10 protein-coding genes are annotated in these 15,825 nt (G+C 42.3%); 7 read left to right on the top strand and 3 right to left on the bottom strand.

What is annotated here, in order from left to right:
- Nucleotides 1–10: 10 nt before the first annotated feature.
- Nucleotides 11–433 (bottom strand): ArsC family reductase, encoded by a 423-nt coding sequence (locus WDV75_RS12305; protein ID WP_273557998.1) that lies wholly within the window; start codon nt 431–433, stop codon nt 11–13.
- Nucleotides 434–750: 317 nt separating this feature from the next.
- The gene (locus WDV75_RS12300; RefSeq protein WP_189759156.1) at nt 751–1,386 is read right to left on the bottom strand and encodes a response regulator; all 636 of its coding nucleotides are present in this window, start codon (nt 1,384–1,386) and stop codon (nt 751–753) included.
- 641 nt (nt 1,387–2,027) lie between these two features.
- On the opposite strand from WDV75_RS12300, the gene maeB reads away from it, so the two are divergent.
- From maeB to WDV75_RS12275, 5 genes are all read left to right on the top strand, one after another.
- A complete protein-coding gene (gene maeB / locus WDV75_RS12295; protein ID WP_273557997.1) occupies nt 2,028–4,307 on the top strand; it encodes an NADP-dependent oxaloacetate-decarboxylating malate dehydrogenase in 2,280 nt (759 codons plus the stop codon).
- 143 nt (nt 4,308–4,450) lie between these two features.
- Nucleotides 4,451–5,368 (top strand): ChaN family lipoprotein, encoded by a 918-nt coding sequence (locus tag WDV75_RS12290; RefSeq protein ID WP_273557996.1) that lies wholly within the window; start codon nt 4,451–4,453, stop codon nt 5,366–5,368.
- Between the two features lie 112 nt (nt 5,369–5,480).
- Complete coding sequence (locus WDV75_RS12285) at nt 5,481–6,284, top strand: energy transducer TonB family protein (RefSeq protein ID WP_273557995.1); 804 nt, start codon at nt 5,481–5,483, stop codon at nt 6,282–6,284.
- 198 nt (nt 6,285–6,482) lie between these two features.
- The gene (locus WDV75_RS12280; RefSeq protein ID WP_273558038.1) at nt 6,483–8,540 is read left to right on the top strand and encodes a S9 family peptidase; all 2,058 of its coding nucleotides are present in this window, start codon (nt 6,483–6,485) and stop codon (nt 8,538–8,540) included.
- Between the two features lie 228 nt (nt 8,541–8,768).
- Entirely contained in the window at nt 8,769–11,036 is a 2,268-nt protein-coding gene (locus tag WDV75_RS12275; protein WP_273557994.1) for a TonB-dependent receptor domain-containing protein, read from the top strand.
- A 102-nt stretch (nt 11,037–11,138) separates the two neighbouring features.
- On the opposite strand, the gene xseA is transcribed toward WDV75_RS12275, so the two are convergent.
- Nucleotides 11,139–12,506, bottom strand: coding sequence for an exodeoxyribonuclease VII large subunit (xseA, locus tag WDV75_RS12270; RefSeq protein WP_273557993.1), 1,368 nt, complete (start codon nt 12,504–12,506; stop codon nt 11,139–11,141).
- A gap of 173 nt (nt 12,507–12,679) precedes the next feature.
- Here xseA and guaB point away from each other — a divergent pair, with 173 nt between their 5' ends.
- Together guaB and guaA are read left to right on the top strand one after the other, a co-directional pair.
- Entirely contained in the window at nt 12,680–14,146 is a 1,467-nt protein-coding gene (guaB, locus tag WDV75_RS12265) for an IMP dehydrogenase (RefSeq protein ID WP_273557992.1), read from the top strand.
- 79 nt (nt 14,147–14,225) lie between these two features.
- On the top strand, nt 14,226–15,803 hold the full coding sequence (guaA, locus tag WDV75_RS12260; RefSeq protein WP_273557991.1) for a glutamine-hydrolyzing GMP synthase: 1,578 nt from the start codon (nt 14,226–14,228) through the stop codon (nt 15,801–15,803).
- Nucleotides 15,804–15,825: the final 22 nt, after the last annotated feature.

Below are 15,825 nucleotides of genomic sequence, written 5' to 3'. Positions count from 1 at the left end.
TTCTCCTCATCTAGTCATGCGAGAAAAATTGTTGATATTGTTCTGCCTTGAAACCGAGTAAATACTTTTCTGTTCCTGCGCTTTTTGAATCTTCTGAGCCTGAAACCAATAGAGGGCGTTTTATGATTGAAGGGTGCTCCAGCATGAGCGCCTTGGCAGCATCTGCATTGTTAATCGTGGCTTTTTGCTCATCGGGCAATTTGCGCCATGTTGTGCCACGGGTATTCAGGAGTGATTCCCAGCCAACTTGCTCAATAAATGATTGAAGTAATTCAGGGGATAGACCATCAACCCGATAATCATGGAATTGATAAGGTATTTTTTGATCGTCTAACCAACGACGCGCTTTTTTTATGGTATCGCAGTTTTTGATACCGTAGAGAATGGCTATTTTGTGAGAAAGGGTATCTGAATGAAAAGGGGTATTTGACATGATGAGAGCCTTGATTTTGTCTTGTTCAACATATCCGACATAATGCGGGAAATTGGCTATTTTATCCAGATAACGCGTTTTTGCGCATACTTTCTGCCTGCTTTTTCCTGACATTGACGTTACGGGTGTTTAAATTATCGACAAAAGCGGATTGCCTTTATTTCAAACAATAAATTTATAGATAATATCCTTATTTATTATATACAAAATTAATTTGTTCCTAATTAATTTATAATTCTTGATAACTCACAATTTCCCCATCGGTAAAAATGAGGGAAATTGTGTTTCGTATTGGGGCGTTAAGCAACAAGCCAATGTTAAATGAACTCTGTTTTTCTGTGTTTTAGATAGATGATAGTGGCTTCGAGACGGGAACGTGATTTAAGTTTTTTCAATAAGTTACGGGTGTGAACTTTCACCGTTTCCTCTGAAATAAAAAGGAAATCAGCAATTTCTTTATTTGTCATCCCTTCTGCAATTTCTTTTAAAACATCTAATTCACGTTTGGTTAATTTTGATAACGGATCAACATAAAGATGGCGAGTGGATAAATATTGATGGACTTTTTCACTGAACACAGCATGACCATCAATAGCTTTTTTTATGTTGTTCAATAGAGAGGTAAGCTCGATATCTTTTAATAAATAACCATTCGCACCGGCATCAACGGCGTCGTAAATATCACTTCTGTGATCTGAATCGGAAAGTACCAGGATATAGGAATCAAGCCCTTTGCGGCGGAGAGATTTAATCGTATCAATCCCTGAAAGACCATTGATTTTCAAATCTATCAGAATAATGTCAGGCTTTATTTGGCAAGCGATATTAATTGCGTCTTCGCCATTGCCAGTTTCGGCAGTCACAATGAGTTCTCGTTCTAATTCAATCAACCCTTTTAAGCCGTGACGAATGATAGGATGATCATCAACTATCATGACTGAATGATTATGCATATTCTTTCTCCCATATAGAAATGCAGATTTATGTTTAATAAAACATAAAAGACAGATTTCTGCTTTATGTTAAATTGCTGTGTGATTTTTATGGAGTATATTGAATCATCATTAATGAGATTCTGGAAATATATCCTGATATAAAAATAGAAATGGCGCAAACAGGTTTAACCACTCAGATGAAATTTACTTTCATAAGAAAATGTGTTTCCTTAATTGCTAATAATTTTCCAAATAAATTTGGATGAATATTTTATAGATTAAGTTTTGTTTTTGTAAACTTATTTTAAATATTAATTTAAAAATTCATCTTTAATTAATTTATCAGGTTGTTAATTTGGGATGAAATACCTCTATATGGGTATCATTAAGATAATATTTATACGCATTAAATTTCAAGTAGCAATTTACAATACGCTATGAAACCTGGTTTCCCCTCGCGAAGTGAGGAAAAATCACACGCATCTTGAAGTGAGATTGGTATATATAATATTGATTAACGTAAAGTCATTATTTGTTTGTTTTTTGCGCCTTGATTTTAAGGATTATGAACAAAATGCTGCTGACATCATGATTTAACCTCCCGTAACTATTATACTGGAACGGTTTTCACTAAGACATGACGCGTAAAGGATCTGATGATGGATGAAAAATTAAAACAAAGCGCTCTTGATTTTCATGAGTTTCCACAACCGGGAAAAATTACGGTTACACCAACCAAGCCACTGGCAACACAACGTGATTTGGCATTGGCATACTCACCGGGTGTTGCTGCACCTTGTCTTGAAATAGCAGAAGATCCTTTGGCGGCTTATAAATATACTGCACGTGGCAATCTTGTTGCGGTTATCTCTAACGGCAGCGCTGTTTTAGGGTTGGGTAATATCGGTGCATTAGCCGGTAAACCTGTTATGGAAGGGAAGGGCGTTTTATTTAAGAAATTCTCTGGTATTGATGTTTTTGACATCGAAGTGGATGAATCCAATCCTGATAAATTGATTGATATCATCGCAGCGCTGGAACCCACTTTTGGTGGAATCAACCTCGAAGATATTAAAGCACCGGAGTGTTTCTATATTGAGCAGAAACTCCGTGAGCGCATGAAAATTCCGGTGTTCCACGATGATCAACATGGTACAGCCATTATCTGTACCGCCGCCGTGCTGAATGGATTGCGGGTAGTTAATAAAGATATTGGCAAAGTGCGCATGGTGGTATCGGGGGCTGGCGCCGCCTCAATTGCCTGTATGAACCTGCTGGTAGCATTAGGTTTGAAACGTGAAAATATTGTCGTCTGTGACTCAAAAGGGGTTATTTATCGTGGCCGCGAAGAGAACATGGAGAAGACCAAGGCGGATTATGCTATTGAGGATAATGGCAGCCGCACATTGGCAGATGTGATCCCTGATGCTGATATTTTCTTGGGGTGTTCCGGGCCAGGCGTATTGACACAAGACATGGTGAAAACCATGGCAAAAGATCCGCTCATTATGGCATTAGCCAATCCAGAGCCAGAAATTTTGCCGCCACTGGCAAAAGCAGTACGCCCTGATGCAATTATTTGTACTGGCCGTTCTGATTTCCCTAATCAGGTGAATAACGTTCTTTGCTTCCCGTTTATTTTCCGTGGCGCATTGGATGTTGGGGCCACCACCATCAATGAAGAGATGAAACTTGCCTGTGTGCACGCCATTGCTGATCTTGCACTGGCGGAACAAAGTCAGGAAGTTGCTTCCGCTTATGGCGATCAAGACCTGTTCTTTGGCCCTGATTACATCATTCCAAAACCATTTGATCCTCGCTTGATTGTAAAAATTGCACCAGCGGTAGCGAAAGCGGCGATGGAATCAGGTGTGGCAACCCGACCTATTACCGATTTCGGGGCATATATTGAGAAACTCAATGAGTTTGTCTATAAGACCAACTTATTTATGAAACCAATCTTTTCCCAAGCCAAAAAAGAGAAAAAACGAATTGTATTGGCAGAAGGGGAAGATGTTCGCGTACTGCATGCAACCCAAGAACTTGTCTCCCTTGGTCTGGCATTCCCTGTCCTGATTGGCCGACCTGGCGTTATTGAAATGCGGATTAAAAAGCAGGGGCTGCATATTGAAGTGGGTAAAGATTTTGAAGTGGTGAATAATGAAAATGATCCACGTTTCAAAGAATATTGGAAAGAATATTATCATATGATGAAACGCCGTGGTGTTTCGCAAGAGCAAGCACGTCGGGCAGTGATTGGTAATCCAACCCTGATAGGTGCAATCATGGTACACCGTGGTGAAGCAGATGGCCTGATTTGTGGCACTGTTGGTAGCTACAGTGAGCATTATCAGGTCGTGAAAGATGTCTTTGGTTTCCGCCAGGGAGTGCATACCGCAGGTGCTATGAACGCCTTGATGTTACCGATGGGAAATACGTTCATTGCCGATACTTATGTTAATGAAGATCCAAGCCCAGAAGAGTTGGCAGAAATCACTCTGATGGCGGCTGACACGGTTCGTCGTTTTGGTATTGAACCTAAAGTCGCTTTATTATCACGCTCAAGTTTTGGCTCTTCTGATTGTGATTCTGCACAAAAAATGCGTAAGACACTGGCATTGGTTCAGCAAATAGCACCATCGCTTGAAATTGATGGTGAAATGCACGGTGATGCAGCGCTGGTGGAAAGTATCCGCCGCGATATCATGCCGGACAGCCCGTTGAAAGGCTCAGCAAACCTGTTAATTATGCCGAATATGGAAGCGGCGCGTATCAGTTATAACTTGCTGCGTGTCACCAGTTCAGAGGGGGTAACCGTTGGCCCTGTTTTGATGGGAGTTGCGAAGCCTGTTCATATCCTGACGCCGATTGCGTCTGTTCGTCGTATCGTGAATATGGTGGCGTTGGCGGCGGTTGAAGCACAAACAGATCCACTCTAAAAATAACTCCCTATTCTAACCGTGAATTTGGGATAAATCGGTGAACTACCCTGTCAGGCTTATGCCTGACAGGGTTTTTAATTTGTAAATAATTCTCATTATCTATAATATGCGGGCAATTTTTCTTTTAATGACTAATAGTTATGCAAACATCTACCCGTATAAAATCGACTTTTTTAACTGCTTCTCTCCTGCTTTGCGGTTGTTTTCTTGCTGGTTGTACTGCCACTCTAAACAACGCGCAAAATAGCTCTCAGACAACGCAGCAAACTCTCTCTGATGAGTTGATGCAAGCGGGGGCAGTGCTTGATATGAAAACAGGCAAAGCAATCACGCCAGATCAATTGCTGGAGCAATTGGCAAGTTACCCTCGTGTCATTGTTGGTGAAAAACATGACAATCCTTACCATCACCAAATCGAGTTATGGTTAGTTCAACAACTTGGGCAAAAGCGTCCTCAGGGTTCTGTATTACTGGAAATGATTAACCCAAACCAGCAAGAAAAAGTGAATAAGGTGAAAAGCTGGTTGCAGGGTAATCCGATCGTCAGGGAAGAGCGGGTTCAGAATTTATTGGCCTGGCAACAAGGCTGGCCGTGGAAATGGTATGGTGATTTAGTTATGGAACTGATGAGAGCACCTTATCCTCTGTTGGCCGCAAATTTGGATCGCAGCGAAATTGAACAAGCGTATAAAAATCATAATGCAGAAGATAAAAATTCCTTGGTTTCTGATGAAGTTAAAAAGCTGATTGAGGCCACAATTAAAAATTCCCACGGCGGAAATATAGAGCCACAACTTCTTTCTGGTATGACCAAGATTCAGCAAATGCGGGATCAACGGATGGCAGAACAATTGATGAAGGCTCCATCACCTGCCTTACTGGTTGCCGGAGGATATCATGCGGTAAAAGCCATGGGTGTGCCTCAGCATGTCAAAAAAATAGCGCCAAATGAAAAAATAGCTGTTTTTGTCATCGCGGAAGAAGGGGTTTCCTTAGACAGTGAATATGCTGATTTTGTCTGGTTTGCTCCCAAAATAAGTGAAAATATAACCAAATAAGAGTAAGTATCACAAGGAAGTGACTCATTAACAAATAAAAATAGTTTTCATTTATATATTGAATTGATTATTATTCACCTCCATTTATTATTGACATAATGTGCTATAAGAGATGTTGACGTACACCACGTATCAAAATGCTCACTCTGGTCATGTGGCGAAATCCTTTCTCGCTGCGATCACACTTCACGCCTTGTTCGTAGGATGGCTGGTCTACAAACCAAAGGATGTGGATCTTGAGGAGCTTCTTCCTCCGCCGGCGGTGATGGTGGAACTGTCAACGCAGACAGAAGCGCTACAAAAAATTCAAAAACAACCCATTGGCATTGAGCAGCAGCTCTCTGTTGTCAGTAAGCAGCAGGAGAGCAAAGTTGACGAAATTAACATGCCAAAATTGGATGTAAATGAAAATGCCCTGTTGTTGGTGGATAAGCAGAAGAAAAAGAAGAAAGAACAAGATGCACCGAAGAAAACTCAGCCTGTTAAGCGAGTGAAAGCAAAAGAGCAAGAAAGTGAAAAATCCCAAAGTAGTGCTGCGCCAACAACCAGTAATGCGACGGCCGATAATGTGACTGCACGTACTGCTGCATCCTATGAAAGCAATTCTGATGCTATTGCCGATGCCAAAGCCGTTTGGCAGGCAGAGGTCGCCGGACACTTAAACCGCTATAAAAAATATCCAGAAGATGCTCAGAGAAGAAGACGAACAGGGCGGCCGATGGTGAAATTTACGGTTAACCCATTGGGCGTCGTAATTAACAGTGAACTCACTCGACGTTCAGGAACTAACTCACTGGACAGGGAAGCAAGGATGGTGTTGGAAAGGGCACAGCCTTTACCTAAGCCACCTGAAGTCGTTTTAACTAATGGCAGTGTTACGGTTGAACTGCCGATAGATTTTTATTTATCTCAATAAAAATACAGGGTTAATGGCATGTCACAACATAAGGCGGCGTTTTCACCAGATACGAAAAGGTCGAATAAGAAAAAGAGAGTTTGCAGTAATACGATGTGCAGTAGAGGCGTGCGCGGTAAAAGAGTCATGCTTGGTTTGTTATTCAGTGGTAGTTTGTTGAGCTATAGTTTTGCTACTACTGCAATGGAGGAAAATATGATGCCGCCTATGGCCGCAAAACAGCCGCACAAAATGGAACGCCATGGGGATGTGCGTGTTGATAACTATTATTGGCTACGTGATGACAACCGTCAGGATAAAAACGTCATTGAGTACTTAACGGCTGAGAATCAATATGCCGAAGAGAGACTAAAATCAGGCCAGGAATTGCGCGAAACCCTCTATAAAGAAATGGCTGATAGAATGAGCAAAGAGGATCAGTCCGTTCCTTATACCTATAATGGGTATATTTATCGTACTGTTTATGAGGCAGGAAAAGATTTTCCAATCTATCAGCGCAAGCCAGTCGATAATTCAACTGATTGGCAGGTCATGGTTGATGGTAATGAGCGGGCAAAAGGCCATAAGTTTTATCAACTTGGTGGCTTTGCAGTTTCATTGGATAATAAGCGTATCGCGGTGGCAGAAGATACCCAAGGGCGCCGTAACTACAAAATTTCATTTAAAAATTTCAGTGATACCGATTGGCAGAATAACGTCATAGAAAATACTTCTGGCAATATTGTGTGGGCAAATGATGGCGAGACGCTGTTTTATGTGCGCAGAGATCCACAAACATTGCTGCCTTATCAGTTATTCCGTCACCAATATGGCACTGATAGCCAACAAGATAAAAAGATCTATCAAGAGGAAGATGAGCGCTTCTATCTGTCGATTGCGGAAAGCACTTCACTTGATTATATTTTGATTTCGAGTACCAGTTACACGAGTTCAGAATATCGACTGATTGATGCTAATCACCCACAATCAGAGCCGCAGGTTTTTTCTGCTCGTCAAGCTGAACGTGAATATGATCTAGACCATTTTCGTGGGCAGTTCTATATCCGATCTAATCACGAAAACCCATTGTTTGGCTTGTATCGGACAGATAGCATTAATTCCCCTTGGGAAACCGTGATTGCCCCACAGGAAAATACCGATCTGGAAAATTTTGCCCTGTTCAACGATTGGTTGGTTGTGCAGGAACGCACTAAAGGATTGTCATCGATCCGCCAGATTGACTGGAAAACCCAACAGGAAAAACGGGTTCAATTCGATGATCCGGCCTATATGGCATCATTGGGTTATAACCCAGAACCTGATACCCATGTTTTACGCTATAGCTATTCATCGATGACAACACCAAGTTCAGTATTCCAATGGAATATGCAAACGGGTGAGCGTGAATTGTTGAAGCAACAGACAGTAAAAGGATTCAACAAAGAAAACTATCAAAGCCAGCGCATCTGGGTGAAAGCTCGTGATGGCGTGGAAGTTCCTGTTTCTCTGGTATACCGCAAATCTTTGTTTAAAAAAGGTGAGAATCCGATCCTGATTTATGGTTATGGTTCTTACGGTATCAGCATGGATCCTTATTTTAGTTCTGCCTTGCTGAGCTTGCTGGATCGAGGCTTTGTCTATGCCTTGGTACATGTCCGCGGCGGTGGTGATTTGGGTAAAAATTGGTACTTGCAGGGGAAACTCAAAAATAAGCTAAACAGTTTCCACGATTTTATAGATGCGACCAAGACCTTGATTGCTGATGGATATGGTAATAGCAAGCGCGTTTATGCTGAAGGTGGCAGCGCGGGGGGGTTATTAATGGGGACGGTCATTAATCAGGCGCCAGAATTATACCGTGGTGTGATTGCAAAAGTGCCTTTTGTGGATGTTTTGACAACCATGCTTGATCCCTCTATTCCATTAACAACGGGTGAATATGAAGAGTGGGGTAATCCAAATAATAAAGAAGATTACTTCCGTATGAAATCCTATAGCCCTTATGACAATATTCAACATCAACGCTATCCTCATTTATTAGTGACGACAGGTTTGCATGATTCCCAAGTGCAATATTGGGAGCCGGCAAAATGGGTAGCGAAATTAAGGGAAATGAAACAGGGCGACAGTCTGTTATTGTTAGAGACTAATATGGATACGGGGCATGGTGGAAAACCAGGACGTTTTAATCGTCTGAATGACATTGCCTTTGATTATAGTTTCTTATTAATGTTAGATGACGCTAAAACTTATTTTCCAGAATTAAAAGATCAATAAAAAATATAATCGATAAATTTCAAGTTGCAATCCGCAAAACGAAGTGATGCCTTATATTCCCCTTCTCTGTGAGGGGAAATATAACGCGCATTTTGAAGTTGGATTGGCATAGCTAATTATTACTCAGGATGCTGATTATTTTATCAGCGTCTTGGGTGTTTTATTGCACAAATTTGTGAAGCAATGTGAGCGATAATAAATATTCTTCAATATTAGGATAATATATTAATGAAAACTGTGGCAAAAATAGCGGGAGCCAGCGCAATGCTGATTGGGCTTCAGGGTATCGCTTATGCTGAAAATGGCAATGATGATAAAAAAGAGAAGGTCATACGATTCAGTAGCCTGAAAGTTTCAGGCTCTCAGGATAATCATAATTCTCCTCAGATTGAGGCCATGGAAAAACCTGGGGCTTATAGCTCTGTGGGGGAAGATAATAAATTAGAATCCGTAGATAGCATATTGCGTAGCTTGCCAGGCACTTATACTCAGATGGATGCAAGCCAGGGGCAAGGAGTGGTGAGTGTTAATATCCGTGGCTTAAGTGGCTTTGGCCGCGTTAATATGATGGTGGATGGTGTTAGTCAGACCTTTTATGGTTCTTCCCCCAATGAACTTGCACATGGTGCACAACCGTATAGCCAGTTTGGTGCCTTGATTGATCCCAACTTTATTGTTCGGGTTGATATTTCACGAGGGCAAGCGGATGACGCTGACTCTATTAATGCCTTAGTTGGAAGTGCTAATTTCCGTACTATCGGTGTTGATGATGTCATATTCGCAGGTAATAATCTGGGCGTTCGTACTAAATGGTCATATGGTAATAATGGTATCGGCCGAAGTGGTATGATGGCTTTTGCAGGAAAAACACAAGCGTTCAGCCCAGAAGGTTCTTTAGGCGCGCTATTTGCTGTTAGTGGGCATAATATTGAAGCTCATTATCGAAATGCGGATGGTATCAGCAGTGAAGAGTTTGGTACCAACAAAACATTTAAACAAAAGCCAAATTCTCAATTGATGAAACTCAATATTAAACCGAATGATTTTCATGATCTGGAATTAAGCGGTCGTTTTTACCATAATAAATTTAACAAGCGTCATATTGATAATAATGATTATTATTTGAAATATCACTATACGCCATTTACTGAATTGGTTGATACCAAAGTCATGTTGAGTACCAGCAATGGTCAACAAAGTCTTCAAGGCCATTCAGTGGGGGTATTGGATAAGAGTGAAGCAAAAAGTCAATCCGATTCTATTAATATCAGCAATACCAGCCGATTCAATTATGGTGGCACTGATTTTGCTTTCACGCTGGGTAGCAAATGGATGAGAACTGAATATCATAAAAAAATAGATATAAGTTCAGATGATAAAAAAAGTGATAGTGAAATACGGACAAATAATGGGTTTGCTCCAAGTGGTAAGCAAGATATTACCAGCATTTATAGTAGGTTGAAAATTGAACGTGGTATTTATACTGCTAATCTGGGGTTAAATTATCTGGATTATAGTGTCAAAGGATTCAAGCCAGCTTGTGAAGAACGCGTAGAGTGTTTCCCACAAGGGGAAGCGCAATTAAACCTGAAAGAGCGTGGATTTAATCCAAATATCTTATTATCGGCAGAAATTATTCCTGAGTTTCAACCGTTTGTAAGCTATACCCGTTCAATGCGAGCCCCTAATGCTCAGGAAATTTTTCATTCCAATGACGGTGGTACTTCTATTAATCCATTTCTGAAGGGGGAGAAAGCGGAGACCTATCAAATTGGATTTAATAGCTACCGTCCGAATTTAATTGTAGATGGAGATACATTTCGTTTAAAAGCAACATTATTCCATACCAAAATAAAAAATTACATTAGTAGTGATCAGTATATGCTTTGTACTGGAAAGAAATTGTGTAAGCTTGATGGAAAATTGACCGCCGAAGAAGAGGATTCACTTAACCCGAATGTTAGCGCTTATATCTATACCAATAGCCTGAAACCAGTAACTATGAAAGGATATGAGATCTCTGCTAACTATGATGCGGGTATGTTCTATAGTTCATTGGCATATAGTCAACAGAAAACACAGCAACCGACATCATTAGCGACATATTATTTTGGCGCAAGTCCGGAATCTCAATTGCCGGAACGCTATTTGACATTAGATACCGGTGTTCGTTTCTTGGATGAAAAACTTCGGATAGGAACTATTATAAAATATACAGGGCAATCTTATCATCAGAGTCCTGGAGATGAACGGGATGATGATAATAAAATCGTAATGGAAAAATCAGATAAAATTCCAACAATAATTGATCTGTATAGCGATTATCAGATTAATAAAAATTTATTGCTTAAATTCTCTGTGCAGAATCTAACTAATCGAAACTATTCTGACGCATTGAACCGTATGAATACGTCACCGATGATGGCGGACCAAGATACTAAAACCCAAACCGCTCGTGGCAGAACCTACGTCATGGGAGCAGAAATTCGTTTCTAATTTCGCTAGCGGAAATAGCATCTAAATAGCCATATAACGATAGCGGTGAAGAACCACCGCTATCTATACACATGCATCTTGACGTTAGATTGGTATATAAATCTATTTTAATTTCTTTCTCTTATTGGCTTTTGTAACCTGCGTTACCTGGCTATCAATCCAGCCATCCTGCAACCGTGTTTTCAGCATATCACCTGCTTTGACTTGCTTAACCTGTCTTAGCAACTTTCCATCAGGAGCTTCGCTAATACTATAACCACGACTTAACGTTGCCAGTGGGCTAACAGCCTCCATGCGCGAACAGGAAATGGCAAACTTTTCCCGATAACGCCCTAACTGTCGTTCGATGGACTGTTTTAAACGAAAATCAAATTGTTGGATGGATTGGCTGTAGCGCTGAATTTCCCGCTCAGGATGGATTTGTAACAATCGTTGATTCAGCTTCTCATACGAAACTGATCGCTGTTTCAGGCAACGTAAAAAACGATCAATCAACTTTTGCCGTAACTCAGCTAAATGATTCTGCTGGCGCGCCAGTTGTAAATCAGGACGTTGCTGCTGGAGGCGATGCTGCAATACATTAACTCTCTGTTGTTTTTGAGCAAAGAAATAATCCATTGCCATTTCCAGACGTTGTTGCAGGGATTGTATTTGTCGCAATAACTCTATTTGATTGCGGCTAACTAACTCTGCTGCCGCAGAAGGTGTCGGTGCGCGTAAATCAGCGACAAAATCCGCAATAGTGACATCGGTTTCATGACCGACAGCACTAACAATGGGAATATGGCTTTGGAATATTGCCCGTGCCACGTGTTCATCATTGAAACACCACAAATCTTCCAAAGATCCGCCCCCTCGCCCGACAATCAAAACATCACACTCTTGTCGTGCATTTGCCAGTTCGATTGCCCGAATAATCTGTAATGGCGCTTCGGCTCCCTGAACAGCTGTAGGATAAATGACGATTGGCAAGGCAGGATCACGGCGTTTCAGGATATGCAGAATATCATGCAGTGCTGCGCCACTACTGGAAGTGATGACACCAAGTCGTTTGGCCGGAGAGGGCAATGATTTTTTATGAATTTGATCGAACAAGCCTTCGGTGGAAAGCTTTTGCTTTAACATTTCAAACTGTTGTTGCAGCAAACCATCTCCGGCAGGCTGGATACTTTCTACAATCAGTTGATAGTCACCCCTTGGCTCATACAATGTGATTTGTGCCCGCACCAATACCTGCTGACCATTTTGTGGACGAAACGTTGCCCTCAAATTGTGGCTGCGAAACATAGCCGCACGAACCTGTGCTCGCTCATCTTTTAATGTGAAGTACCAATGCCCTGACGATGGCTGAGAAAAATTGGATATTTCGGCGGATAACCAAATTCTGCCCATTTCCAGCTCAAGCAACTGACGAACAGTCTGGTTTAAACGGCTAACGGAAAAAATTCCGGTATTGATTGGTAGTGACATGTGAGCTAGATCAAATTTTAAAACAATGACTTAATCGACTGATATTAATCCCATCATATTACTAATCAAGAATTTTTTTCAAAAAATGCTGGAGGCAACCGATTTCGGCCTGTATAATGCCGCGGCAATATTTTATCCCTCTTATTGCTCCATAGCCTGGTGAGATATTGCCCATGTTACGAATTAAAAAAGAAGCATTAACTTTTGACGATGTATTGTTGGTTCCTGCCCACTCAACAGTCTTGCCTAACACAGCAGATTTGTCCACTCAATTAACTTCCACTATTCGCCTGAACATACCTATGCTTTCCGCAGCCATGGATACTGTGACGGAATCTTCACTGGCAATCGCACTGGCACAAGAAGGGGGCATTGGCTTCATTCATAAAAATATGTCAATTGAACGCCAAGCTGAAGAAGTCAGCCGCGTGAAGAAACATGAAAGTGGTGTGGTGACTGATCCTGTTACTGTCACGCCACAGACGACTCTGCGCGAAGTTCATGAACTGGCCAAACGCAATGGTTTTGCGGGTTACCCAGTGGTAACAGAAAAAAACGAACTGGTAGGTATCATTACTGGTCGTGATGTGCGTTTTGTGACTGATCTGGAACAACCTGTAACTGCGGTGATGACGCCTAAAGAACGTTTGGTGACGGTAAAAGAAGGTGAAGCCCGTGAAGTGGTTTTGCAAAAAATGCACGAACAACGTGTTGAAAAAGCGCTGGTTGTTGATGATAACTTCCACTTGCTTGGCTTGATTACCGTGAAAGATTTCCAGAAAGCAGAGCGTAAGCCAAACGCATGTAAAGACGAACAAGGTCGTCTGCGTGTTGGCGCTGCGGTAGGCGCGGGTTCTGGCAACGAAGAACGTATTGACGCATTGGTTGCTGCGGGAGTAGATGTTCTGCTTATTGACTCTTCCCATGGCCATTCTGAAGGTGTATTGCAGCGTATTCGTGAAACTCGCGCTAAGTATCCTGATCTGCCCATCATCGGCGGTAACGTAGCGACAGGTGAAGGCGCCAAGGCACTGGTAGACGCGGGTGTGAACGCTGTTAAGGTAGGTATCGGTCCTGGTTCCATTTGTACAACCCGTATCGTTACTGGTGTTGGCGTTCCTCAAATCACGGCTATTGCAGATGCAGTTGAAGCACTGAATGGCACAGGCATTCCTGTTATTGCAGACGGTGGTATCCGTTTCTCTGGTGACATTGCTAAAGCAATTGCGGCGGGTGCATCATGTGTGATGGTTGGCTCCATGCTGGCAGGAACAGAAGAATCTCCAGGTGAAATCGAACTTTACCAAGGCCGTTCGTTCAAATCTTATCGCGGCATGGGTTCTTTGGGCGCGATGTCCAAAGGTTCTTCAGATCGTTACTTCCAATCTGATAATGCGGCTGACAAACTGGTTCCTGAAGGCATCGAGGGTCGCGTAGCTTACAAGGGCCTGCTGAAAACCATCGTTCACCAGCAAATGGGCGGTTTACGTTCCTGTATGGGACTGACGGGTTGTGCAACCATTGATGAACTGAGAACTAAAGCCGAATTCGTTCGTATCAGTGGTGCAGGTATTCAGGAAAGCCACGTTCATGACGTGACGATCACCAAAGAATCACCAAACTATCGTTTAGGTCTGTAATTTTATTCAAAGTGGCCCATCATTGGGCCACTGACTTTTTTATTTTTTAATCGCCACTTGTTTTTGGAATTCACCTCAAATGACAACTAATATCCATCAGCATCGCATTCTGATCCTTGATTTTGGCTCGCAGTATACCCAGCTTATTGCTCGCCGCATTCGTGAAATCGGTGTTTATTGTGAACTTTGGACATGGAATGTCACTGAAGAACAAATTCGTGCATTTAATCCGAATGGTATTATTCTTTCTGGTGGACCAGAAAGTACGACTGAGCATAATAGCCCACGTGCGCCGGAGTATGTTTTCAATGCAGGTGTACCTGTGTTGGGTATTTGCTACGGTATGCAAACCATGTCTATGCAATTGGGTGGTCAAGTTTCCAACTCTGATGAGCGTGAATTTGGTTATGCGCAGGTTGAAATCAAGAATAATTGTGAACTATTCCGCGATATTCAAGATGCCCTGAGTGAAGCAGGCAAACCGCTGCTGGATGTATGGATGAGCCATGGTGACAAAGTAACGGCAATCCCTGCTGACTTTACAACCATTGCCAGCACAGATACTTGCCCGTTTGCTATCATGGCTAACGATGAAAAACGTTTTTATGGCGTACAGTTCCACCCTGAAGTCACCCATACTCACCAAGGCCTGAATATCCTGCAACGTTTTGTGCTGGATATTTGTCAATGTGAAGCTTTGTGGACGCCTGCTTCTATCATCGATGATATCGTAGAACGTCTGCGTACACAGATTGGTGATGACCATGTTATTTTGGCTCTGTCTGGCGGCGTGGATTCTTCTGTGACTGCACTGCTGTTGAACCGTGCGATTGGTAAGCGCCTGACTTGCGTTTTCGTCGATAATGGCTTGCTGCGTTTGAACGAAGCGGATCAAGTGATGGAGATGTTTGCGGGTAAATTTGACCTGAACATCGTGCATGTTAAAGCAGAAGAGCGCTTCCTATCTGCACTGGCAGGCATTGATGAGCCAGAAGCTAAACGCAAAACCATCGGTCACGTATTTATTGATGTGTTTGATGAAGAAGCATCGAAACAAACTCAGGTTAAATGGTTGGCACAGGGCACGATTTATCCAGATGTTATCGAGTCAGCCGCATCTGCTACTGGCAATGCCCATGTGATTAAATCTCACCACAATGTTGGTGGCCTGCCAGAAGATATGAAGCTGGGGCTGGTTGAACCGCTGAAAGAGTTGTTTAAAGACGAAGTACGTCGTATCGGTCTGGAATTGGGCTTGCCATATGACATGCTGTATCGTCATCCATTCCCAGGTCCAGGCCTTGGTGTTCGCGTATTGGGCGAAGTGAAGAAAGAATATTGTGACTTTCTGCGCCGCGCTGATGCTATCTTTATCGAAGAACTGCATAAAGCGGATCTGTACCATAAAGTCAGCCAGGCATTTACCGTATTCCTGCCAGTTCGTTCTGTTGGTGTTATGGGAGATGGCCGTAAATACGACTGGGTTGTATCCTTGCGGGCGGTAGAAACCATTGACTTTATGACCGCTCATTGGGCGCATCTGCCATATGACTTCTTGGGGCGTGTCTCGAACAGAATCATCAATGAAATTGATGGTATTTCGCGGGTAGTCTATGACATCAGCGGTAAACCACCAGCGACAATTGAGTGGGAATGATTTAGATCTTCCCCAAATCATC

It is taken from the genome of Xenorhabdus griffiniae (genome assembly GCF_037265215.1).
Taxonomy (GTDB): domain Bacteria; phylum Pseudomonadota; class Gammaproteobacteria; order Enterobacterales; family Enterobacteriaceae; genus Xenorhabdus; species Xenorhabdus griffiniae.
The sequence above is the reverse complement of the archived record's forward strand: the minus strand, read 5'-3'. Positions and strand labels throughout refer to the sequence as shown.

Bases quoted from the DNA above. Each gene is read 5' to 3' on its own strand.
- WDV75_RS12305 (WP_273557998.1), bottom strand. From the start codon at position 433: ATGTCAAATACCCCTTTTCATTCAGATACCCTTTCTCACAAAATAGCC.
- WDV75_RS12300 (WP_189759156.1), bottom strand. From the start codon at position 1,386: ATGCATAATCATTCAGTCATGATAGTTGATGATCATCCTATCATTCGT.
- maeB (WP_273557997.1), top strand. From the start codon at position 2,028: ATGGATGAAAAATTAAAACAAAGCGCTCTTGATTTTCATGAGTTTCCA.
- WDV75_RS12290 (WP_273557996.1), top strand. From the start codon at position 4,451: ATGCAAACATCTACCCGTATAAAATCGACTTTTTTAACTGCTTCTCTC.
- WDV75_RS12285 (WP_273557995.1), top strand. From the start codon at position 5,481: ATGTTGACGTACACCACGTATCAAAATGCTCACTCTGGTCATGTGGCG.
- WDV75_RS12280 (WP_273558038.1), top strand. From the start codon at position 6,483: ATGCCGCCTATGGCCGCAAAACAGCCGCACAAAATGGAACGCCATGGG.
- WDV75_RS12275 (WP_273557994.1), top strand. From the start codon at position 8,769: ATGAAAACTGTGGCAAAAATAGCGGGAGCCAGCGCAATGCTGATTGGG.
- xseA (WP_273557993.1), bottom strand. From the start codon at position 12,506: ATGTCACTACCAATCAATACCGGAATTTTTTCCGTTAGCCGTTTAAAC.
- guaB (WP_273557992.1), top strand. From the start codon at position 12,680: ATGTTACGAATTAAAAAAGAAGCATTAACTTTTGACGATGTATTGTTG.
- guaA (WP_273557991.1), top strand. From the start codon at position 14,226: ATGACAACTAATATCCATCAGCATCGCATTCTGATCCTTGATTTTGGC.